This is a genomic window from Nonomuraea fuscirosea (assembly GCF_035917475.1).
Lineage (GTDB): Bacteria > Actinomycetota > Actinomycetes > Streptosporangiales > Streptosporangiaceae > Nonomuraea > Nonomuraea fuscirosea.
In genome coordinates this window covers 5,499,987-5,522,550 of the sequence record NZ_CP109074.1, presented here as the reverse complement: position 1 = coordinate 5,522,550, position 22,564 = coordinate 5,499,987, and the positions used below count along the sequence as shown (strand labels likewise).

General features: G+C 73.0%; 14 protein-coding genes and 1 pseudogene. 7 read left to right on the top strand and 8 right to left on the bottom strand.

Annotation, left to right across the window (positions count from 1 at the left end):
- Positions 1-9: 9 nt before the first annotated feature.
- The 3 genes from OIE67_RS25210 to OIE67_RS25200 form a co-directional block, all read right to left on the bottom strand.
- On the bottom strand, positions 10-2,790 hold the full coding sequence (locus OIE67_RS25210; protein WP_326644396.1) for a Na+/H+ antiporter subunit A: 2,781 nt from the start codon (positions 2,788-2,790) through the stop codon (positions 10-12).
- 144 nt (positions 2,791-2,934) lie between these two features.
- On the bottom strand, positions 2,935-4,326 hold the full coding sequence (locus tag OIE67_RS25205) for an alpha/beta hydrolase (RefSeq protein WP_326644394.1): 1,392 nt from the start codon (positions 4,324-4,326) through the stop codon (positions 2,935-2,937).
- Between the two features lie 193 nt (positions 4,327-4,519).
- Complete coding sequence (locus OIE67_RS25200; protein ID WP_326644392.1) at positions 4,520-5,215, bottom strand: SDR family NAD(P)-dependent oxidoreductase; 696 nt, start codon at positions 5,213-5,215, stop codon at positions 4,520-4,522.
- Positions 5,216-5,320: 105 nt separating this feature from the next.
- Here OIE67_RS25200 and OIE67_RS25195 point away from each other — a divergent pair, with 105 nt between their 5' ends.
- The gene (locus tag OIE67_RS25195) at positions 5,321-6,199 is read left to right on the top strand and encodes a helix-turn-helix domain-containing protein (protein WP_326644390.1); all 879 of its coding nucleotides are present in this window, start codon (positions 5,321-5,323) and stop codon (positions 6,197-6,199) included.
- Between the two features lie 13 nt (positions 6,200-6,212).
- Here OIE67_RS25195 and OIE67_RS25190 read toward each other — a convergent pair whose 3' ends face one another.
- From OIE67_RS25190 to OIE67_RS25180, 3 genes are read right to left on the bottom strand one after another with little or no spacing between them, the layout of a single operon-like run.
- On the bottom strand, positions 6,213-7,499 hold the full coding sequence (locus OIE67_RS25190) for an MFS transporter (RefSeq protein ID WP_326644388.1): 1,287 nt from the start codon (positions 7,497-7,499) through the stop codon (positions 6,213-6,215).
- A gap of 34 nt (positions 7,500-7,533) precedes the next feature.
- The gene (locus OIE67_RS25185) at positions 7,534-8,649 is read right to left on the bottom strand and encodes a mandelate racemase/muconate lactonizing enzyme family protein (RefSeq protein ID WP_326644386.1); all 1,116 of its coding nucleotides are present in this window, start codon (positions 8,647-8,649) and stop codon (positions 7,534-7,536) included.
- Entirely contained in the window at positions 8,646-9,809 is a 1,164-nt protein-coding gene (locus OIE67_RS25180) for a LacI family DNA-binding transcriptional regulator (RefSeq protein ID WP_326644381.1), read from the bottom strand. Before OIE67_RS25180 ends, OIE67_RS25185 begins: the two co-directional genes overlap by 4 nt.
- A 225-nt stretch (positions 9,810-10,034) precedes the next feature.
- Between OIE67_RS25180 and OIE67_RS25175 the strand changes: the two genes are divergently transcribed.
- The 3 genes from OIE67_RS25175 to OIE67_RS25165 are packed head-to-tail and all read left to right on the top strand — an operon-like array spanning position 10,035 to position 17,289.
- Positions 10,035-11,603 carry a TIGR02677 family protein gene (locus tag OIE67_RS25175; RefSeq protein ID WP_326644380.1) on the top strand — a complete coding sequence of 523 codons (1,569 nt, stop codon included), beginning with the start codon at positions 10,035-10,037 and terminating at the stop codon, positions 11,601-11,603.
- Positions 11,600-12,940 carry a TIGR02678 family protein gene (locus OIE67_RS25170; protein ID WP_326644378.1) on the top strand — a complete coding sequence of 447 codons (1,341 nt, stop codon included), beginning with the start codon at positions 11,600-11,602 and terminating at the stop codon, positions 12,938-12,940. Before OIE67_RS25175 ends, OIE67_RS25170 begins: the two co-directional genes overlap by 4 nt.
- Positions 12,941-12,978: 38 nt before the next feature.
- Positions 12,979-17,289, top strand: a complete 4,311-nt coding sequence (locus OIE67_RS25165) for a TIGR02680 family protein (protein ID WP_326645462.1) — start codon at positions 12,979-12,981, stop codon at positions 17,287-17,289.
- On the opposite strand, the gene OIE67_RS25160 is transcribed toward OIE67_RS25165, so the two are convergent.
- The gene (locus OIE67_RS25160; RefSeq protein ID WP_326644376.1) at positions 17,265-18,371 is read right to left on the bottom strand and encodes a carbohydrate kinase family protein; all 1,107 of its coding nucleotides are present in this window, start codon (positions 18,369-18,371) and stop codon (positions 17,265-17,267) included. The genes OIE67_RS25165 and OIE67_RS25160 overlap by 25 nt on opposite strands.
- Positions 18,372-18,522: 151 nt before the next feature.
- Between OIE67_RS25160 and OIE67_RS25155 the strand changes: the two genes are divergently transcribed.
- Genes OIE67_RS25155 through OIE67_RS25145 form a run of 3 tightly spaced genes read left to right on the top strand, consistent with a single transcriptional unit; the run spans position 18,523 to position 21,313 of the window.
- Positions 18,523-19,512: a sugar ABC transporter substrate-binding protein gene (locus tag OIE67_RS25155; protein ID WP_326644374.1), complete on the top strand. Its 990-nt coding sequence runs from the start codon at positions 18,523-18,525 to the stop codon at positions 19,510-19,512.
- A gap of 8 nt (positions 19,513-19,520) precedes the next feature.
- Positions 19,521-20,498: an ABC transporter permease gene (locus OIE67_RS25150; RefSeq protein WP_326644372.1), complete on the top strand. Its 978-nt coding sequence runs from the start codon at positions 19,521-19,523 to the stop codon at positions 20,496-20,498.
- Positions 20,495-21,313, top strand: coding sequence for an ATP-binding cassette domain-containing protein (locus OIE67_RS25145; protein WP_326644370.1), 819 nt, complete (start codon positions 20,495-20,497; stop codon positions 21,311-21,313). Before OIE67_RS25150 ends, OIE67_RS25145 begins: the two co-directional genes overlap by 4 nt.
- A gap of 48 nt (positions 21,314-21,361) precedes the next feature.
- Here the strand turns inward: OIE67_RS25145 and OIE67_RS25140 are convergent.
- Positions 21,362-22,554, bottom strand: a pseudogene (locus OIE67_RS25140) (RNA-guided endonuclease InsQ/TnpB family protein); the annotation flags it as partial.
- Positions 22,555-22,564: the final 10 nt, after the last annotated feature.

Here is a 22,564-nt window from a genome sequence, read left to right as displayed (position 1 = left end):
CCTCCGCGGTCACGGGGTCTCCTCCGCGTCGATCTGCCGGTCCAGCTCCGCGCCCAGGCCGCGCAGGACGTCCTGGACCATGCCGACGATGGACACGTACACGCCGAGGTCGAACAGCAGGCCGGTGGACAGGTGCACGTGCCCCAGCAGCGGCACGCTCACGTCCGTGGCCAGCATCTCCAGTCCCGCCCGCCCGAACAGCAGCCCGATCAGCGCCGTGCCGGCCGACAGCGTCAGCCCGGCGCCCATCAGCACGCCCGCGTGCGCCGGCACGGCCACGGCCAGCTCGTTCCTGCCGCCCGCCAGGTAGCGCACGGTGATCGCCAGCCCGGCCACGATGCCGCCGGCGAACCCGCCGCCGACGCCGCTGTGCCCGATGAACAGCAGGAACACCGACAGTGTGAGCACGGTGTGGAACGTCAGCCTGGCCACCACCTCCAGCGCCAGCGCCCGCTGCCCGCGCGGCAGCGTGGCCGCCAGCCAGTGGGGACGCTCCTCGGTGCGGTGCCCGGCCGGACTCCGCTCGATGGCGAACGTCCTGCGCCGCAGGAACACCATGCTCGTCACGCCCAGGGTCAGCACGATGACCACCGCGCTCTCGCCCAGCGTGTCCCACGCCCGGATGTCGAGGATGATGGCGCTGACGATGTTGCGGGCGCCGGACTCCCGGGCCGCCTCCTCCATCAGCGCGCCGACCGGCTCGGTGCCCCGCGCGGCCATGGCCACCATGCCGCCTCCCGAGGCCACCACGCCCACCGCCAGCCCCAGCGCCAGCCTGACCGCCACCGGCACCCGCGCTCTGACCGGCTGGATCGGCAGCCGCCGCAGCACCAGGGCGAACACCACCAGGCTCAGCGTCTCGGCCAGGAACTGGGTCAGCGCCAGGTCGGGTGAGCCGTGGGCGAGGAACAGCAGGGCGGTGCCGTAGCCGGTGAGGCCGACGACGAGGGCGAGGAGCACGTACGCGCGGGAGAACAGGGCCAGCACGGCGGCGGCGGCCAGCAGCGCCACGACGATCGGCTGCTCGGGCCGCTGCCAGGCCACGATCGGCACGTCCACGTGGGGCGCGCCGCCGTACACGACGGAGAACAGCCCGACCCCGACCGCCGCCAGCAGCGTCAGCATCAGGTATTCGGGCACGGATCCGCGCTGGATGAAACCGGTGAGCTGGATGGCGAAGCGGTCCAGCCGGCGTACGGTCAGCCAGAAGAACTGGCCGGAGTCGGCCACGTGCAGCGCCGCCCCTGCCCGTGCCACCGGCGCCCTGGTCAGGAAGAGCAGCACGCCGGCGGCCAGCGCCAGCGCGGACAGCAGCAGCGCGGGTGTGAAGCCGCTCCACGGCGCGAGATGGGGGTGATGGCCCGCTTCGCGGTACGTGTCCGTGTAGCCGGACATCGCGCCGGCGTACCAGGAGGTCAGCGGGGCGAGCACCAGCCCCAGCACGGCGAGCAGCGCGGCGGGGCCCGACATGGCCGCCGGCGTCGGGTGCACCGGGCGCGGCGGCACGCCGGGCTTGGCGGCGAACGCCCCCCACAGGAAGCGCAGCGTGTACGCCGCCGTCAGCGCCGAGCCCGCCACCACGCCCACCAGCGCCGGCGAGCCCATCAGCGACTCCAGCGCCGCCTCTTTCCCGGCGAACCCCGCCAGCGGCGGCAGTCCCGCCATCGACGCGCCCGCCAGCACCGCCGCCGCGCACACCCACGGCATCGCCCGCCCGGCTCCGCTCAGCTCGCGCAGGTCCCGGGTGCCGGCCGCGTGGTCGACGATGCCCACCACCAGGAACAGCGCCGCCTTGAACAGCGCGTGCGCCAGCAGCATCCCCACGCCGGCCAGCGCCGCGCTCCTGGTGCCCGCCCCGAACAGCAGCACCAGGAAGCCGAGCTGGCTGACCGTCCCGTAGGCCAGCAGCCGTTTCAGGTCGTTCTCGCGCAGCGCCCGCCAGCCGCCCAGCAGCATCGTCAGCACGCCGAGCGGCACTGCGACCGCCCGCCACAGCGTCAGGTCGCCGTACGCGGGACCGAGCCTGGCCAGCAGGTACACCCCGGCCTTCACCATGGCCGCCGCGTGCAGGTAGGCCGACACCGGCGTGGGCGCGGCCATCGCGGCCGGCAGCCACATGCTGAACGGGAAGATCGCCGACTTCGCCAGTGCGCCCACCAGCACCAGCACCACGGCGGCCGGAGCGAGGCCGGGAGGGCTGGCCACGATCTCCGAGATCCGGAACGTCCCCGCCGCCTGCCCCAGCAGCACGAACCCGGCCAGCATGGCCAGTCCGCCGAGCGTGGTGACCGTGAGCGCCTTCATCGCGGCCTGCCTGCTCGGCCGGCTCTGCGGGTCGGAGCCGATGAGCAGGTAGGAGAAGACCGTGGTCAGCTCCCAGAACACGTACAGCAGCAGCAGGTTGTCGGCGGTGACCAGCCCCAGCATCGACCCGGCGAAGGCCACCATCACGCCGCCGTAGCGGCCGAGTCCCTCGTCGCCCTCGGGGAAGTAGCGGGCGCTGTAGCAGAGGACGAGCACGCCGACGCCGGTCACCAGCGCCGTCATCAGCAGCGCCAGGGGGTCGACGCGGAAGGAGAGCTCCAGGCCCGCCACCGGCGCCCACGGGGTGTTCTCGCGGGCGGGCAGCCCGCGCCACCCCGTCCAGCCCGCGTACGCGAATCCGGCCGCCGGAGGCAGCGCCAGCAGCGCGAACGAGGCCCGGCCCAGGCGGACGACCAGCCAGGGAGCACAGGCCGCGGCGACCGCGTGCAGAATCAGCAGCGACTCGACAGGCTGCAGGGGACCCACGGGCTCCTCGGGCTCTCGGGCGGAATTTCGGGTTACGTCCGCCCAATCTCTCCCGCCACGCCACCGCGGCCACGCAGGCGCGGCCGGGATTGACCCGAACGTCACCAGTCCCACACCGAGGGGTGGAACTGGTGCCGCCGGCCCCTAAGCCTTCTCGTTCGTGCAGGTGCTCGGTTTCGGCGCCACCGCCGTGATGAGGTACCGGTCCACCTTGGCGTCCAGGCACGCCGAGCCCGTCGCGTAGCCGGTGTGGCCGTCGGCGTCGTTGGTCAGCAGCACGCCCTTCGACAGCTGCCCGGCCAGCGCCTTGGCCAGCTTGTACGGCGTCGCCGGGTCACGCGTGGTCCCCACGACCACGATCGGCGGCGCGCCGTCGGCCGTCACCTTCTTCGGGTAGCGGGTGCCCTTGACCGGCCAGTACGGACACGGCTCCTCGGGATGGTCGACGCAGTTGACGGCCATGAGGGCGTCGAGGCTGTTGTCGTACCTGCCGTCCGGCATGCGCCCGTTGTAGCCGTCCGCCAGCAGCAGCAGCTTGGTGCCGTCGCCGCTCTCGTACGCCTTCGCCAGCGCCCGCCGCAGCAGCGGCCAGCTGGAGGCCTGGTACATGGCGGCGTTCACCGCGGTGCGCACGATGGCCTCGTTGACCTGCCTGCCGTCGTGGTCGTTGCGCAGCGGCGACTCGTCGGCCCGCCGGTAGAGCTCGTCGAGCTGCTTCATCGCCGCCTTGACGGTGTGCACGCGGAACGGGCAGTCCTTGGACCTGAAGCAGTTACGCAGGAACGACTTCGTCGCCACGTCGAACCCGCGGTCCTGGTCGGCGTAGAAGTCCGCGGCGGGCTGCGAGGGGTCTTCGGCGCCGTCCAGCACCATCGTCCTGATGCGCTTCGGGAACAGGTCGGCGTAGATCGAGCCGAGGTAGGTCCCGTACGAGAAGCCCAGGTAGTTCAGCCGCTGGTCGCCCAGCGCGGAACGCAGCACGTCCATGTCCTTGGCCACGTCCACGGTGCCCACGTGGGACAGCAGCGCTTTGCCCGAGTGCGCCAGGCAGGACTTGGCGAACACCTTGTCCCACTTGTCCGCCCGCTTGGCCTCGGCGCGATTGTCCGGGGTAGGGTCGAGCGCGAGGTAGGTGTCCTGCCTGACGGTGTCCAGGCAGCGCACCGGCGAGGAGCCGCCGACGCCCCGCGGATCGAAGCTGACGATGTCGAACCGCTCCCGCACGGCCGGCGAGACCGTGGCCCCGCTGCCCCGCAGCGCGTCCACGCCCGAGCCGCCCGGGCCGCCGAAGTTGAGCACGAGCGAGCCGATCTTCTCGCCGGTGGCGGGAAGACGGGTCAGCGCGATCTTGATCTTCTTGCCGTCCGGCTTGGCATAATCGAGCGGGACCGTCACGTCCGCGCATTCGTAACCGTCGCCGCAGGCGGTCCAGGCCGGTCGCTGCCGATAGTAAGCGCCAAGCCCGCCGGGCTCCGCGGCCTTGACCGGGCAGGCGGGGCCCGCCACGGCGAGCAGGCCCGCGACCGCGGGCGTCATGACTTTGCTTAGAATTCGCATACTCAGACATGGGTAGGCAAACGATTCGACGACCTTTATAGGCAACGGAAAAGATCCATCGCAAGGGCCATCAGATCGTTTAGGGCGCGCATTTGCCCAGGTGCGCGGCGGGGAAAGGGATAGCGATTTTAGTAAAGGAATTCGCGCCGCCCGGCCCTTCTCCCCGCCCTGCTCACCAGGCCATCGGGCCCCTCCGGTCACGGAAGGCCCCGGTGGGACCGTCCTTCCCGATGGTGGCCAGTTCGACGATCGCGTCGGTCCCCTCGGTCACCGTCTGCGGCCCCCTGTGCGCGTTGAAGTCGGTCGCGGTGTAGCCCGGGTCGGCCGCGTTCACCTTCACGTCGGGCAGGGCCTTGGCGTACTGCGTCGTCAGCATGGTCACGGCGGACTTCGACGGCGAGTAGAGCGGCTCGACGGCCTTCGACTCCGGGCGCGCGGGGTCCTGGGTGGCGGCGAACGACCCCATGCCACTGGACACGTTGACGATGACCGGGTTCGCCGACCGGCGCAGCAACGGGAGGAACGCGTGCGTCACCCGGACGATTCCCACCACGTTGACCTCCAGCACCTCCCTGGCGTCGGCGGCGGTGATCCGGTCGGCGGGCTTGTGCGTCCCGTGCACGCCCGCGTTGTTGACGAGGACGTCGATGTGGCCCTCGTGCGCTTCGATGTCGGTGGCGGCCGCGGCCACCGAGGTGTCGTCGGTCACATCGATCTGGACGAAACGGGCGCCGAGCGCGTCGGCGGCGGCCCGGCCGCGCTCCGGGTCGCGGGCGCCGACGAGGACCGTGTGCCCGGCCTCGATCAGGCGGCGGGCGGTCTCGTACCCGAGTGACTTGTTGGCTCCGGTGATGAACGTCGTGGTCATGCCTCCACTCTCGGCCGGTGGCGAGCGGGCGGGCCAGTGCCCTGCGCGACGGTGGGTCGGCCAGTACCAGGCAGGACGGCGGGGCGGGGAGGCATGATGGAAGATGTGGACGAGACCTTGGGAACGGCGCTGCGCCGCTGGCGCGACCGCCTCTCTCCGGCCGACGTCGGGCGGATCGCGCGGGCCGGGCGGCGCGCGGCCGGGCTGCGCCGCGAGGAGCTGGCCGAGCTGGCCGGCCTGTCGGTCGACTACGTCGTACGGCTGGAGCAGGGCCGTGCCACGCACCCGTCGGCGCAGGTCGTCGCGAGCCTGGCCAGGGCGCTGCAACTGGAGCCCGCAGAACGCGACCACGCCTATCGGCTGGCCGGCCTGCTGCCGCCGCGCGACGGGACGATCTCCACGCACGTCCCCGCCGGGGTGCAGCGGATGGTGGCCCGCCTCGGGGAGTTCCCCGTGGGCGTCTTCAGCGCCGACTGGACCCTGCTGTCCTGGACGCCCGCGTGGGCGGTGCTGATCGGCGATCCCGCCGCGCGCTCACCGGCCGAGCGGAACCTGGTGCGGGCGGTCTTCGCCACCGGGTCGCGCGGGCTGGCCTCCTGGCCCGTGCTGAACGACGGTGACGGGCTCAACCGCGCGCTCGTCGCCGACCTGCGTACCGCGCTCGTCGACCACCCGGCCGATCGCGGCCTGACCGACCTCATCGCCGAGTTGCGGGCCGGCAGCGCGGAGTTCGCCCGGCTGTGGGACGAGGGCGCGGTCGGCCGGCACGTCTCCGCCCGCAAGGTCATCGTGCATCCCCAGGTCGGCGAGGTGACGTGCGACTGCGACGTGCTCACCGTCCCCGGGTGCGAGGTCCGGCTCGTCCTCTACACGGTGGCGGCGGGCTCGGCCGACGCGGAGAAGCTGGAGTTCCTGCGGGTCACCAACGGCCTGTCCGCCGACGGCTCCGCACCCTCGCTGCGCGGCCCGTTCCCCACGCCGTGACCCGGCCGCCTGGTCAAGCGGCGGGGACGGCGGGGGTCGTAGGACGCATCCTGGTGTAGAGGAACAGGGCGAGCCCGCCCAGAATGGCCACCAGCCCCAGGATCGACAGCCCCAGCGTGTACGTCCCCGTGGCCGCCAGCAGCGCGCCCACCAGGGCTCCCGCCACGACGCCGCCCCCGCCGGCCCCGAAACCGTTGATGATGCCCGTCGCCGGGCCCACCACGTGCGCGGGCAGGTCGGTCACCGCGATCGCCCAGATGTTCGGCGTGTACGCGGCGGTGAAATAGCCCAGCCCGAGGCAGATCAGCGAGAACTGCGCCACCGGCGACCCGGTCAGCGCCACGCACGCCAGCAGCACGCCTCCCACCACCAGGCCGGAGACCGCGATCGGCCCGCGCCGCCCCGTACGGTCGCCGAGGAGCATCATCGGCACCGTGAGCACCAGCGAGACGAGGTACGGCGCCGCCGACAGCAGCCCGTTCACGCTCGGCGCGAACCCGAACGTCGGCACGATCAGCGGGATGTACAGCGTGATGCCCCAGAACAGCATGCCGTTGGCGAAGTAGCTGAAGACGAGCAGCAGGAAGCGCCCGCCGCCGAAGGCCGCGAACGTGAGCCGCCCGCCCGCCCCGCCGCCGCGCTCCTCCGGGGTGGCGCGTGTGGTGGTCCCGGGCGCGGTCGGCAGGAAGCGGGCGTAGAGCGGCAGGACGACGAGCAGGCCGATCGCGCCGAGCGCCCAGAACATCGGCCGCCAGCCGAACGACGCCTCGATCGGGGTCAGCAGGAAGAACCCGAGCGCCAGCGCGAGATATTGCCCGTAGTACTGGATCATGGCGCTGGCCCGGGTCATCTCCCGCTCGTCGAACCAGGCCTTGGCCATCCTGAACTGCTGCGGCCAGTAGACCCCCTCGAACACGCCGACGCCCACGCGCAGCGCGACGAGCACGCCCACGGAGTCGGTGAACCCGATGAGCAGCGTGCACAGCGAGTAGCCCGCGACCGTGACGAGCAGGATCCACTTGGCGTCCACGCGGGCGGTGAGGAAGCCGCCGAGGAAGTTGGAGATCAGATATCCGACCAGGAACGCGGTCAGCGCCAGGCTCGACGTGGCGGCGAAGCCGTCGCCGGCGAAGCCGAGGTCGGTGCTGATGTTCTTGATCCCGATCGACAGGTTCGAACGGTCGAGGTAGGCGACGAACAGGCCGACGAGCAGCAGCCCGCTGATGCGCAGCCACTTGTGCGGAAGCGAGGGGACGGTGGCGGGAAGGGGGTGCGGGGTGGAACGCGGATCCGATGGCACGGGGTCTTCCTTAGGGCTGGAACTGTGGTGGTGGTCAGGCCCGGTACGCCTCGATCACCGAACGGTCGATCTCGATGCCGAGCCCGGGACCATGGGGCACGGACATCACCGGCCCGATCTCCAGGTCCGACAGGGTCTGGCGGAACGAGTTGGGCGCCTGGTCGAGCTCGATGACCGGCGGCGTGCGGCCCAGCGAGGGAGTCACCACCGGCAGCGCGGTGGCCAGGTGCAGCCCGGCCGCCACCGTGATCGCCGACCCCCACACGTGCGGCAGCGTCGGGATGCCGTGGACGCTCGCCATGCCGGCGATCAGCAGCGTCTCGCGCAGCCCGCCGCAGGCCGTGGCGTCGGGCTGGAGCAGGTCCACCGCCCGCGACTCGATCAGCTCGGCGAAGCCCCACCGGGTGAACGCCGACTCGCCACCCGCGATGGGCACCGCCGTGGCCGCCCGCAGCTCGCGGTAGCCGGCCAGGTCCTCGGGGATGACCGGCTCCTCGAAGAACCACAGCCCGTCGGACTCGGTCTCGCGGGCGAACGCCAGCGCCTCCGCCGTCGTGTAGCCGCGGTTGGCGTCGGCGGCCAGGCGCACGCCGGGGCCGAGCGCGGCGCGTACGCGGTGCACGCGCTCGATGTCGGAGCGCAGGTCGGCGCCGACCTTCATCTTGACGTGGCGGTAGCCCTGATCGAGGAGGTGACGCGCCTCCGCCTCCAGGTCGCCGGCCCACTCGCCGTCGTAGTAGAACGCGGAGGCGTAGGACTCGAACGAGGCGGGCGCCCGGCCGCCGAGCAGCCGGTGCACCGGCTGGCCGAGCGCCTTGCCGACGGCGTCCCACAGGGCGATCTCGATGCCGGAGACGGCGGCGATCGGCACCCCCGCGCGGCCCCATTCGCGGCTGCGGTTGTACATCGACTCCCACAGGGCCACGTGCTCGAACGCGTCCGCCCCGATCAGGAGCGGGGCGAACACCGTCTCGATCAGCGCCCGGCTGCCCTCGGCCGGGCCGAAGCACTCGCCCCACCCGGTGACGCCCTCGTCGGTCACGATCTCGACGAGGCAGCTGGAGCGCGTCTCCCAGTGCCACTGGGACATGCCGAACGGCGTCCGCAGCCGCTCGGTGACGACGTGCGTCTCCACCCGGTCGATCTTCATGACCTCTCCTCGTTCGTGTCCGGCGCGGCGGTCTTCGTGACCGGCCCCGTGACCGGCCCCGTGACCTGAGTGGCCGGCTCGTCGACCTGAGTGGCCGGCCCGGCGATCTTCATGGCCGGTGCGGCGACGGAGCCGCGCCGGATCAGGGTGCTCGGGACCACCCGCGGGCCGGGGGCGACGCTCTCGCCCGCGGCCAGGTCGAGCAGGAGCCGCCCGGCCAGCGCGCCCATCTCCTCCACCGGCTGGTCGATCACGGAGATGGGCGGGCGGTGCAGCGTCATCCAGCCGGCGTCGGTGAACCCCACCACCGAGACGTCCTCGGGGCAGCGCAGACCGGCCGCCATGATCGCGCTGACGATCCCCTCGGTGACGAGCGCGTTGAACCCGACCATCGCGGTCGGGCCCATCGCGGTCGGGCCCGTCGCGGTCGGGCCCATTGCGGCCGAGCCTGGTCGCGTGCCGAGCAGCTCGCCGGCCGCGGCCTGCGCGCCCGCCCTGGTCCCGTCGGTGTGCCGGACGATCCCGCGCCGCCCGGGGTGCCGGGCCAGCGCCTCGTGGAAGCCCTCCTCGCGGGCGCGGGCGGTGGAGGCCTGCTCCGGGCCGGAGATCAGGGCGAGCTCCGTGTGCCCGTGCGCGATCAGCTCCTCCGCCGCCGCCCTGACGGACTCCCGCTCGTCGGTGACGACGGCGGGCACGGGCAGGCCGTCCAGCACCCGGCTGACGCTCACCACGTGCCCGTACGCCGGCAGGTCCGCCGCGCTCAGCGAGCTGCCCACCGACGGGACGATGACCAGCCCCGTCGGCCGGTACGAGCGCAGCAGCTCCAGCTGGCGGCGCTCGATGCGGGCGTCGTCGTCGCAGTTCATCAGCATCAGCGAGTAGCCGCTGCCGGACAGCCGGCGCTCGATGGCGCGGTGCAGCCGGGCGTAGAAGGGGTTGCCGATGTCGGCCACCAGCACCCCGACCATCGGGGTACGGGAGGCGCGCAGGCTCCGGCCGACCGCGTTGGGCCGGTAACCCTGCGCCTCGATCGCGGCCAGCACGGCGGCTCTGGTCTTCTCACTGACCTGGCCGGTCCCGTTGAGGACCCGCGACACCGTCTGGGCGCTCACACCGACCGCCCGCGCGACCGTGTAGATCGTCGCCTTCGCTTCCGCCACCGTCCGGCTACTCTCCGCGCTGTTATCGATAACTGTGGACAAAACCGCACGTTACCCCGTCGTGGGACGGAGCGACAAGCCCCATCCCGAACCCGGCCAGATCGCCCCCCGGCGTCCCCATGCGAGCGCCGAACGCCCGTGATCTGCTCGCAAACAGCGGTCCCGCCGCCGGTCTCTCCCGCTACGGTGGCGTCCGGACAATCGTGCGGCGAGGGGAGCGGGGCGATGGCGGAGCCGCCACGGGTGCCGCCGGAGATGTTCCGGTTCACCACCACCGAGCGGGCCGACCTGCACACGGCGGTCCTGCACGCCTTCGGCGAGGCCGGCGAACGGCTCGAAACGGCCCTGACGGTCGAGCAGGTCCGCGAACGGCTGCGCGAGTCGGGATGGTACGCCCCGGTACGCGAGCAGGAGCTGGCCGCCACGCTCAAGCAGCTCGCGGGCTGGGGCCTGCTCGACGTGATCTTCAACCACGCCGGCAGCTTCGCCACCGCCGAGGAGTACGAGCGCAAGAACCTGCACTACTCGCTGACCAGGCGGGGCGAGGCGGCGGTCGCGGGCGTACGGCACGCCATGGCCGCGCTGGAGTCGGCCGGCGCGCTGCAGACGGCCGTGCTCGACGCCATCGCCGACCGGCTGCGCGAGCTGGACGCCCTGCTGCGCGACCCCGACCCCGGCCGTGACCGGCGCATCTTCACCGCGCTCCAGGAGCTGGAAGGCCACCTCGAAGGACTGCGCGGCAACACCCAGCGCTTCAACGGTGAGCTGCAGCGGCTGCTGCGTGTCGAGGGCGCCGACCTGGCCACGTTCCACGAGGTCAAGGCGGCCACGGTGGCCTACCTCCAGGAGTTCGTGACCAACCTGGAGCAGCGCGGCGACGCCGTCGCGGCCGGCGTGCGGGCCGTGGCCGGCCACGGCGTCGGCGTGCTGCACGCCCGCGCGCTCGACGGCGCCGACCTGCCCAGGGTTCCGGGGGCCGACCACGCCACCCCGTGGCTGGCCGCGAGACAGGCCAGGTGGGAGGGGCTGCGGCAGTGGTTCGCGCCCGAGGAGGGGTCCGCCGACCCCCGGCCGCGCGTGCGGCAACTGCACGACGTGGCGCGGCGGGCCATCGTCTCGCTGCTCCAGGTGCTCGACCGGATCACCGACTCGCGCCGCCGCTCCTCCAGCGCCGCCGCCGACTTCCGTACGCTGGCCCGCTGGTTCGCCGCCGCGCCCGGCGAGCAGGACGCGCACCGGCTGTGGGAGGCGGCCTTCGGGCTCGGCTCGGCCCGCCACGCCCACCTCGGGCACGCCGACGCCGAGCTGATCCCGGCCGGGGTGCCCTGGGCGCGGGCCGAGCCGGTGGAGGTGTCGGCGCTGCTGCGCTCGCGCGGCCGTACCGAGCGGATGGGCCGGACCGGCCGGGTGCGCGATGTGGCGGCGCTGCGGGCCCAGCGCAGGGCGCTGGCCGGACGGGAGCGGGCCGAACTGGAGGCCGCCTGGGCGGCGCTGGTCACGACCGGCGCGATGCGGCTGTCGCGGATGGGCGACCTCGACCACGACACGTTCGGGCGGCTGCTCGACCTGCTCGGCCGGGCCCTGGCCGAGCGGCCCGACTCCACCGGCTTCCGGCGGGCCGTCACCTCCGACGGACGGGTCGAGATCGTGCTGCGAGCGCCCGACGACGGCGCGGTGGCGGTGCTGCGCACGCCCGCGGGCTGGTTCAGGGGGCCCGACTACCTCATCGACGTGCGCTCCCTGGGCGAGGCGCGCGGCGGCGCGGGCCTGCGCGGGCGGGCGGCGGGCGAATGAGCAGCCTGGCCAACCAGCTCGTCCGGGCCGAGAAGGAGGAGATCGCCCGCGCGATCAGGACCCTGCTCGGCCGCCCGCTGGTGTCCCGGCACGACGACCCGGCCGCGTTCGACCTCATCAGGAAGCGGCGTCAGCCGCTGATCCAGTGGTTCGACTACTTCTGCGGCTGGCGGCTGGTCGTGGAGCCGCGCCAGGGGTACGCCCGGCTGGTCAAGGTCAAGACCGAGCCCGGCGCCACCCGGCCGGCGCGCCGCCGCCGTACCACCAGGGCGCCCTTCGACCGCCGCCGCTACACGCTGCTCTGCCTGTGCGCGGCCGAGCTGCTCAGCTCGCCGGTCACCACGATCGGGATGCTGGCCCAGCGGGTCGTGCAGGCGGCGGCGGTGGAGGACGGGGTGCCCGCGTTCGACCCGGTCAGGAGCGAGGAGCGGGCCGCGTTCGTGGACGCGCTCAAGCTGCTTGAGCACTACGGGGTGCTCACCGCCATGGACGGCGCCACCGACGCCTACCTGGACGACGAGGAGGCCAAGGTGCTCTACCGGGTGGACACCACCCGGGTGATCCGCCTCCTGGCCGCCCCGGTCCCGCCCTCCCGTGTGGCCGCCACGCTGCCCGGCGGGCATCCGGCGGCGAGCGCCGGACCGGCAGGGAAGGGACCGGCAGGGAAGGGGCCGGCAGGGGAGGGGCCGGCAGGGGAGGGGCCGGTGGGGGAGGGGTCGGTGGGGGAGGGGTCGCCTGTGACGGCGGAGCTGACGTTCGAGGCGCGTTACGGCGGCGACGAGCCGACCGCCACACAGCGCAATCTCTGGGCCCGCCACTCGCTCATCCGCCGCCTGCTCGACGAGCCCGTCGTCCACCGCGACGAGCTCACCCCCGACCAGGCCGCCTACGCCGACTCCCTCACCGGCCGCCGCCTGCTGCGCCGCGCCGCCGGGGAGGCCGGGTTCGTGCTGGAGGAGCGCGCCGAGGGTTTCCTGCTCATCGACCCCGACGGCATCGCCACCGACACCCGCTTCCCCGACGACGGCAGCCACGCCAAGGTGGCCGCCCTCCTCATGCTCGACCTGCTCGTCACCTCCGGCCCCGTCACCGACGCCAGGCTCGACGCCGAGGCGGCCGGGCTGCTGCGCCGTTTTCCCCAGTGGGCCAAGGCGTACCAGTCCGACGGGGGCGGGCCGCGGCTGGCCGCCGACGCGCTGGAGGTGCTCACGTCGTTCGGGCTGGCCCGCCGCGCCGGGGGCCGGATCGCCGCCCTGCCCGCCGCCGCCCGCTACCGCAACCGTCCGCAGAACTCCGGCCTCCAGCTTCAGGCTACGCACGTACAGGAGGAAGTTTGACGGTCACCGAGCTCACCCCGTCGCGCCCCGCGCACGGGATGGACGCCCGCTGGACTCCCGTACGCGCCGGGATCCTCAACGTGTGGCGCTACTACGACGAGGTGTTCGAGTTCCACCGGGGGCGGCTGCTGCTGCGCGGGCCCAACGGCAGCGGCAAGTCCAAGGTGCTGGAGCTGTTGCTGCCCTACGTACTGGACGCCAGCCTCAAGCCGAGCCGGCTGTCCACGTTCGGCGGCACCGAGCGCACCATGCACTGGAACCTCATGGGCGACGGCGCCGGCGGCGCCACCCGGGTCGGCTACGTGTGGCTGGAGTTCCGGCACGCCGACGGCCGCTGGTTCACCTGCGGCGCCCGGCTGCAGGCCACCGTCCACACCAAGAACGTCACCGCCACCTACTTCACCACCGAGGCCCGCGTCGGCGCCCCCGACGGCGTCAGTCTCAGCGGCGAGGCCGGCCAGCCGCTGACCAAGGCGCAGCTCGCCGACGAGCTCGACGGCTGTGGAACGGTCCACGAGTCGGCCGCCTCCTACCGCACCGCCGTACGCCGGACGCTCTACCCGGGGCTCAACGAGCAGCGCTACGACTCCCTGCTCACCGCGCTGCGCCAGCTCCGCACGCCCAAGTTGTCCGAGCGGCTCGACCCCGGGCTGCTGTCGGAGCTGCTGTCCAGCGCGCTGCCGCCGCTGGGCGAGGGCGAGATCCACGAGATCGCCGAGGGGTTCGAACGGCTCGACCGCCGGCGCGAGGAGCTGCGGCTGCTCGACCGCGACGTGGAGGAGGCCGACCGGCTGGCCGTCCGGCAGCGCGGCTACGCCCAGCGGGTCCTGCGGGCCGCCGCCCACGCCGTCACCTCCGCCGGCCACACCCTGGAGACGCTCGCCGCCGAGGTCAGGGCCAGGCGCGACGGGCTCAAGGAGGCCGAACGGGAGCTCGATGCCACGACGCTGCGGCTGGGGGAGGAGGAGGCCCAGGAGCTGGCCCTGGCCGCGCAGATCGACGGGCTCAAGGAGAGCGAGGCGTACCGGACGGGCGGCGACCTGCACCGGCTGCGCACCGAGGCCCGCGCCGCGCACGAACTGGCCGCCCGCCTGCGCGACCAGGCCGGCCAGGCGGCCCGTGCCGTGACGGCCAAGCAGGAGCTGTCGGCCCGCGCCGCCGGCACGGCCCGCGCCGCCGCGGCCCTGGCCGACCGCGCCCGCGCGGAGGCCCGCCACGCGGCCGAACGCGCCGGCCTGCTCAGCGTCCACGAGGAAACCGAACGAACGGTCACCGACGCCACCCCCACCCTCCACCCGGACGACCCCACCCAGCCCGCTCCCACCGACCCCGCCTCCGGTGGTCTCGCGTCGGGCGCCCACGCGTTCGGCGCCCTTGCATCCTCCGCCCCCGCCTCCGGCGCGCCCGCGTCTTCCGCCCCCGCGTCCGGCGCGCCCGCGTTCGGCGGTCATGCGAGTGGTAGCCCGGTCTCCGGGGCCGGCGGTGGCGGGCCCGCTGATCGGGTGTCCGGCGGTCGGGTGCCGGACTGTGATGCGGCTGTGCGGCGGGCGCGGGAGTTGTTGCGGGCCGCCGTCACCAGCCGGGCCGCGCAGATCAGGGACGTCAGGGCGGGTGCCGTCCGGCACGACGAGGCCGTCAGGCGTCGTACCGCCGCCGAGCACGAGCGCGACCAGGCCCGCGACGACCTGGCCGCCGCCCAGGAGGCGCACGAGAAGGCCGGGCGCCGGTGTGAGGAACGCGCCCGCGATCTGGCCGCCGCCCTGGCCGACTGGGCGGGCGGCTGCGCGCAGCTCCAGCTCGACCCCGGCACGCTCGCCGGGCTGGCCACCGACTTCGGGCGGGCCGACGACCTGGTCGGCACCGCCCGGACGATGGCCGCCGTCGAGCTGACCACCCGCGAGCAGCACGTCACGAGCCGGCGCGCCGGGCTGCTCACCGAGCGCGCCGAGCTGGCCAAGGAGCGCGAGAGCCTCACCGACCAGGCCGTACTGGAGCCGCCCGCCCCGCACGCTCGCGCCACCGCCACCAGACCGGGACGCCCGGGCACCCCGCTGTGGCGGGCCATCGCGTTCAGGTCAGGGCTCGACCCCGTCGCCCAGGCCGGGCTGGAGGCCGCGCTGGAGGCGTCGGGCCTGCTCGACCTGTGGCTGCGCCCCGACGGCGGGTTCGACTCCGGCGAGCACGACGCGTTCGCCGTGGCCGCGCTGTCCAGGCCCGCGCCCGGCTACAGCCTGGCGCACGTGCTGTTCACCGAGGCCGACTCGCCGGTGTCCGCGGACACCGTGCTGGCCGGGATCGCGTTCGCGCCCACCGCGATCGGCGTCGACCACCCCGCCGTCATCGGCGCGGACGGCACCTGGCGGCTGGGCCCCGCGACGGGCCGCTGGGTCAAGCCCGAGCCCTCCTACATCGGCGCCACCGCCCGCGAGCGGGCCAGGCGCCGCCGCGTCGCCGAGCTCGACGACCGGCTCGGCGAGCTCGCCGGGCGGATCGCCGAGTGCGACCACCTGCTCGCCGTGATCGAGGCCGACCGCGACACGCTGACCGCCGAGCTGCGGCGCAGGCCCGACCGGACGCCGTACGCCGACGCGCTCCAGGACCTCGACGGCGCGGTAGGCAAGGTCGCGCTGCTGGAGGACCGGCTCCGGGCCGGCGAGCAGCGCCTGCGCGAGCGTGAGCAGGACGTCGGCCGGTCGCTGCGCCACCTCACCGAGCTGGCCGACCGGCACGCCCTGCCCGCCGCGCCGCCCGCCCTGGACAACCTGGAGGAGGCGCTGCGCGGCACCGAGACGACCGGCACCGTCTGGCACGACCGCCGCGCCGACGCCCGCGCCGCGCGGGAACGCGCCGAGCAGGCCGAGGCGACGGCGGGCGAGTACGAACGCCTGGCCGTCCAGGCGGTCGAACGGGCCGAGGAGGCCGCCGCCGCCGCGATGGTGCTGGCCGAACGACTGACCGCCATCGAATCCGCGATCAAGCCGGGCATCGATCGCGCGACCGGCTCCGCCGACGGCTCCGGACACGGATCTGGGGACACGTCGGAAATCGATCGCGAGGACGGGGCCGGGCAGGCGCACGTACTGGAGCGGCTGCGCGAGGCCCAGGGCGCTCACCAAGCCTGCCGGCGCCTGATCAAGTCGATCAACGACGGCCTGGCGAAGCTGAACGCCGAGCTCGGCCGGCTCAGGGGCGAGCTCGGCACCGCCGAGGACCGGCACGCCGAGGCCAGGCGGGCGCGCGACGAGGTGTCCGGGCGCTTCCGCCGACTGGCGGCCGGGCACCTGCCGGCGGACGCCGGGGTGACGATCGAGCTGGCGCCGGAGGCCGGGACACGGGCCGTGCTGGAGGCGGCCAGGGCGGTGGCCGAGCAGCTGGCGGCGGTCCCGTACGAGCACAAGAACGTCAGGGAGGCCGAGACGCGGCTGCAGGACGCCTTCCACCACGCCAGGGAGATCCTGGCCGGTCGCGCGGACCTGGAGCTGACCCCGGAGGAGGACGTGCAGGTGCTCACCGCCACCGTCAGCGGCGTGCGGGCCGGCGCCGCCGCGCTCAGCCAGGTGCTGCGCGAGGAGCGCGACGAGCGGCGCACCGACATCACGGAGGCCGAACGGGACCTGTTCGACCGCACGCTGGCCGGCGACACGCGGCGGCACCTGGCCGACCGGATCAGGCAGGCGACCGCGCTGGTCGAGAGCATGAACCAGCGCCTCGAACGCGTCCGCACCGCCTCCCGGGTGGCGGTGCGGCTGGTGTGGCAGGTGGACCCTGCCCAGGCGCCCGGCACCCGCGCCGCCCGCGACCTGCTGCTGCGCGACCCCGCCGGGCTGAGCGAGGCCGACAAGGAGGCCCTGTACGTCTTCTTCATGGACCGCGTGGAGGAGGCACGGGCCGACGACTCCTCGGCGAGCTGGGAGGACCAGCTGATGAAGGTGCTCGACTACACGGCCTGGCACCGGTTCGTGGTCCGGCTCGACCGCGGCGACGGGCAGGGCTGGCAGGAGCTGACCAGGAAGCTGCACGGGGCGCTGTCGGGCGGGGAGAAGGCGATCGCGCTGCACCTGCCGCTGTTCGCCGCCGTGGCCGCGCACTATCAGACCGATCCGGGGTGCCCGCGGTTCATCCTGCTGGACGAGGTGTTCGTCGGGGTGGACAGGACGAACCGGGGGCAGGTGTTCGACCTGCTGGTGGACCTGGGGCTGGACCTGGTGCTCACCTCCGACCACGAGTGGTGCGAGTACCGGGAGCTGGACGGGATCGCGATCCACCAGCTCATCACGGGCGACGGCGACGACGCGGTGACGACCGCCCGTTTCGTCTGGAACGGCTACCGCACGGTGCCAGGCGACTGACGTCCGGTCAGTTGGTCGCGCCAGGGCGGGTCGGCCCCGGGGACCGAGCACGTCAGCGCCGCCACCTCGGCCGCGAACGTGGCCGCCGCCACGGCGGTCTCCAGGTCGAGGGCGTCGAGGCGGCCCCCGAGCAGGCCCCGCGCCTCCAGGTCGTGCAGCAGCCCGGCGGTGAACGCGTCCCCCGCGCCGACCGTGTCCACGACCCGCACCCGCGGCGCCGGCACCTCGGCCCGTTCGCCGTCCAGGGAGATCAGCGCGCCCGCCGCGCCCTTGGTGACGACGACGAGGCGGGCGCCGGCGGCGTGCCAGGTGTCGCAGGCGCGCTCGTACGGCACGCCGGGCAGCAGGAAGTCCACGTCGTCGGTGCTGAGCTTGAGGATGTCGCTCCACGCGCACCAGCGCTCCACCCGGTAGTCGTCCCTGGTGGCGAAGCCGGGACGGACGTTGGGGTCGATCGAGACCGTGGCGCGGGAGCGCACGGCGCGGGCGAACTCCTCCACCGCCTCGCCCCCCGGCCGCCTGACCAGCGCCAGCGAGCCGGTGTGCAGGCAGGAGGCCGGGCCGAGCCGGTCGCCGTCCAGCTCGTCCGGGGTCCAGCCCCAGTCGGCGGTGCCGTCGGCGTAGAAGGTGTAGACCGCCCGGCCGTCGGCGTCGAGCGCGGCGACCGCCAGCGTGCTCAGCTCGCCGGCCGCGACGGCCGCCGACAGGTCCACCCCCGAGGAGGTCAGGTGCGCCCGGAACAGGTCGCCGAAGACGTCATGGGAGAGCCGCCCCAGGAACCGGGCGGCGGTCCCCAGCCGAGCCAGCGCCACCGCCGTGTTCGCCGGCCCGCCACCAGGCAACACCCGCAACGCCATCCCCACCGGCCTGGCGCCTGGTCCGCCCGCCGGTCCGCCCGCCGGTCCGCCCGCCGGCCCGTCCTCTGGCCCGTCCTCTGGTCCGCCCGCCGGCCCGCTCGCCGGCCCGTTCTCCGACCCGCCTGTCCGCCCGTCCGACGGCCCGTCGGACGGGCGGACAGGCGGGTCGGCGGGGCGGTGGTCGGTGAAGGCGTCGGCGACGCACTCGCCCAGGACAGCGATCATGGTGCGGCCTGCCTCTCGCCGCCTGTTGCCGATTCGTTACGGCACCAGGGCATTGACGTTTCCCGGATCGAAGCTCATCATCGCAGCACAGCCGATGTCAACGATGACATATGTCAACGATGACATAGAATCCCCCCTGTTAGGAACCGCAATGAACGCGAAGCTTCCTGCCGGAATCCTGGTCACCGTGCTGCTCGTCGCCGGCTGCGGCGGCGGCGGAGGAGGGGGCACGCAGAGCGCCTCCGCCACCAAGGTCGGCCTGATCACCAAGACCGAGACCAACCCGTTCTTCGTCAAGATGAAGGAAGGCGCGCAGAAGGCCGCCCAGGCCGGCGGCCTGGAGCTGATGAGCGCCGCGGGCAAGTTCGACGGCGACAACGCCAGCCAGATCACCGCGATCGAGAACATGGTCGCCGCCGGGGTGAAGGGCATCCTCATCACCCCGAGCGACACCAAGGCCATCGTCCCGGCGATCAAGAAGGCGCGCGACGCGGGCGTCCTCGTGATCGCCCTCGACACCCCCACCGAGCCGCAGGACGCCACCGACGCGCTGTTCGCCACCGACAACTTCAAGGCCGGCGAGCTGATCGGCCAGTACGCCAAGGCCGCCATGGCCGGCAAACCCGCCAAGATCGCCACCCTCGACCTGGCCCCCGGCATCACCGTCGGGCAGCTCAGGCACGACGGCTTCCTCAAGGGGTTCGGCGTCCAGGAGGGCGACCCGTCGATCGTCTGCTCCCAGGACACCCGCGGCGACCAGGCCAAGGGCCAGACCGCCATGGAGAACTGCCTGCAGAAGGCCCCCGGCATCAACCTCGTCTACACCATCAACGAACCGGCCGCGCTCGGCGCGCACACCGCGCTGAAGGCCAAGGGCCGCGACAAGGACGTGCTCGTCGTCTCCGTCGACGGCGGCTGCACCGGCACCAAGGCCGTGCAGTCCGGCCAGATCGCCGCCACCAGCCAGCAGTACCCGCTGAAGATGGCCGAAGAGGGCGTCAAGGCCGTGGCCACGTTCGCCAAGAGCGGCCAGAAGGCCAGCGGCTACACCGACACCGGCGTCACGCTCATCACCGACAAGGCCGTCACCGGCGTCGACGCCGAGGACACCGCCTTCGGCCTGGCCAACTGCTGGGGCTGAGCATGGCCGTGACGCAAGCGACGACCCACACGACGCTGCCACGCCGCCTGGCCGCCACCCCGGTCGCGGGCCCGCTGGTGGCGCTCCTGCTGGCCTGCCTGTTCTTCGGCGTGAACAGCGGCCAGTTCTTCACCGGCCCCAACTTCTCGCTGATCATCCAGCAGGTCATGGTGGTCGGCACGCTGGCCATCGGGCAGACCCTGATCATCCTGACCGCGGGCATCGACCTCGCCTGTGGCGCGATCATGGCCTTCGGCGGGATCGTGATGACCAAGCTGGCCGTGGACACCGGCCTGCCGCCCGTGCTCGCGCTGGCCGCCGGGCTCGCCGTCTGCGCCGGGTTCGGGCTGGTCAACGGGCTGCTGGTGACGCGGATCTCGCTGCCGCCGTTCATCGTGACGCTGGGCATGCTGAACGTGGTCTTCGCCCTGACGCACATCTACTCCAACGAGCAGACGGTGACCGAGCTGCCCGCGCTGCTGACAGTGCTCGGGCAGACGTTCCAGGTCGGTCAGACGAACGTCACCTACGGCTCGCTGCTGACGATCCTGCTGTTCGTGCTGTTCGCGTACCTGCTCGGCTCCACCGCGTGGGGCCGGCACGTGTACGCGCTGGGCAACAGCCCGGAGGTGGCCCGCCTGACCGGCATCAGGACCGGCCGCCTGACCGTCGGCGTCTACACGGTGGCCGGCCTCGTCTACGGCATCGCCGCCCTCCTCCTGGTCAGCCGGACCGGCGTCGGCGACCCCCAGGCCGGCCAGACCGACAACCTGGACAGCATCACCGCGGTCGTGCTCGGCGGCACCAGCCTGTTCGGCGGGCGGGGCCTGGTCCTGGGGACGCTCGTCGGGGCGCTCATCGTGGGCGTCTTCCGCAACGGGCTGCAGCTCATGGGCGTACCGTCGATCTACCAGACGCTCATCACGGGCATCCTGGTGATCCTCGCGGTCACCGTCGACCAGCTCTCCCGCAGGAGGAACCGATGACGAGCCCGCCTACGCCGATCCTCCAGGCGCGCGGCCTGGTCAAGCGCTACGGTCACGTCACCGCGCTCGACGGCGCGGACTTCGACCTCATGCCCGGCGAGGTGCTGGCCGTCATCGGCGACAACGGCGCCGGCAAGACCAGCCTGATCAAGGCGCTGACCGGCGCGCTGCAGCCCGACTCGGGCGAGATCCGGCTGGACGGCGAGCCGGTGCGCTTCCGCGACCCCCTCGACGCGCGCCGGCACGGGATCGAGACCGTCTACCAGGACCTGGCCATCGCGGCCTCGCTCGACATCGCGACGAACATGTTCCTGGGCCGGGAGGTGCGCAAACCCGGCCTGCTCGGCACGGTCTTCCGGATGCTCGACAAGAAACGCATGCGGGAGGAGTCGGCCCGGCACATGGCCGAGCTCAAGATCGGGCTGCGCTCGCTCACCCAGCCGGTCGAGTCGCTGTCCGGCGGGCAGCGGCAGGGCGTGGCCGTGGCCAGGGCGGTCGCGTGGGCCACGAACGTCGTGGTCATGGACGAGCCCACGGCGGCGCTCGGCGTCAAGGAGTCCGGCCAGGTGCTCGACCTCATCCGGCAGGTCCGCGACCGGGGCACCCCGGTGGTGCTGATCAGCCACAACATGCCGCACGTGTTCGAGATCGCCGACCGCGTCCACGTGCAGCGCCTGGGCCGCAGGGTCGCCGAGCTCAGCCCGCGCGACCACAGCATGGCCGAGGTGGTGGCCATCATGACCGGCGCGCTCCAGCTGTCGGACGGGAAGTCCGTGGTCCACGACGAGGGCGCCGCCAAGGCGATCGGCCTGTAACGGATCTAGGTTGGCATCCTCTCCCTGCCAAAGGAGGGAGAGTCCCACGGTCGCCCATGGGTCTTCCTGCTTCACCGCCGGTCGCCCGCCCGAGAGGGGTCTCGTTGAGGTCTTACACCGGCTCCACAGGCGTTTCAGTTCTCCGCCAGCCCGGCGGCGAGCACGTTCTGGGCCGCGTTCACATCCCGGTCATGGAGCGCGCCGCAGGCACACTGCCACATCCGGACGTTCAGCGGCATCTTCTCTTGCACGCAGCCGCACACGGAGCACAGTTTGCTGGAGGGGAACCAGCGGTCTGCCGCCTCCAGCGTGCGCCCGTACCAGCGCGCTTTGTACTCCAGCATCGACCGCATCTGTCGCCAGCCCGCGTCGGAGATGGCGCGGGCCAGCGAGTGATTGCGAACCATGTTGCGGACGGTCAGGTCTTCCACGGCGATCGTTTGGTTCTCGCGAACAAGCCGTGTGGTGACCTTGTGCAGATGATCTCTTCTCCGGTCGGCGATCCGGGCGTACGCCTTCGCTACCTTCAGGCGGGCCTTGGCCCGGTTGTTCGAGCCTTTCTCCTTGCGGGACAGCGCCCGCTGGGCTTTGGCCAGCTTGCGCCGGTCGCGGCGCTCGTGCTGGGGGTTGATGATCTTCTCTCCGGTGGACAGGGTGGCCAGCGAGGTGATGCCCGCGTCCACGCCCACCGCCTGCTGCACTGGAGCGAGCAGGGCGATCGTCTCCTCCACCAGGATCGACACGAACCAGCGCCCCGCAGCGTCCTTCGACACCGTCACCGTGGACGGCTGCGCGCCTTCCGGCAGCGAACGCGACCACACGATCGCCAGCGGGGCGTCCATCTTTGCCAGCGTCAACTCCCCATCCCGCCAGCGGAAGGCAGAGCGGGTGTATTCCGCCGACGCCCGCGACTTCTTACGGGACTTGAAGACCGGGTACTTCGCCCGCTTGGCGAAGAAGTTCGCAAACCCCGTCTGCAGATGGCGCAACGCCTGCTGCAAGGGCACACACGACACCTCGCGCAGGAAGCCGAACTCGCCGCTGCGCTTCCACGCCGTGAGCATCGCCGACGACTCCGCATAGGAGACCCGCTTGCCCTCCAGAGCGTAGGCGCGGGTGCGCTCTTCGAGGGCTTTGTTGTAGACGAAGCGGACGCAGCCGAACGTCCGGGCAAGCTGCGAGGTCTGCTCGGGGGTGGGGTAGAAGCGGTACTTGTAGGCCCGCTTCACGATCTGCGCCATGCCTGGCATC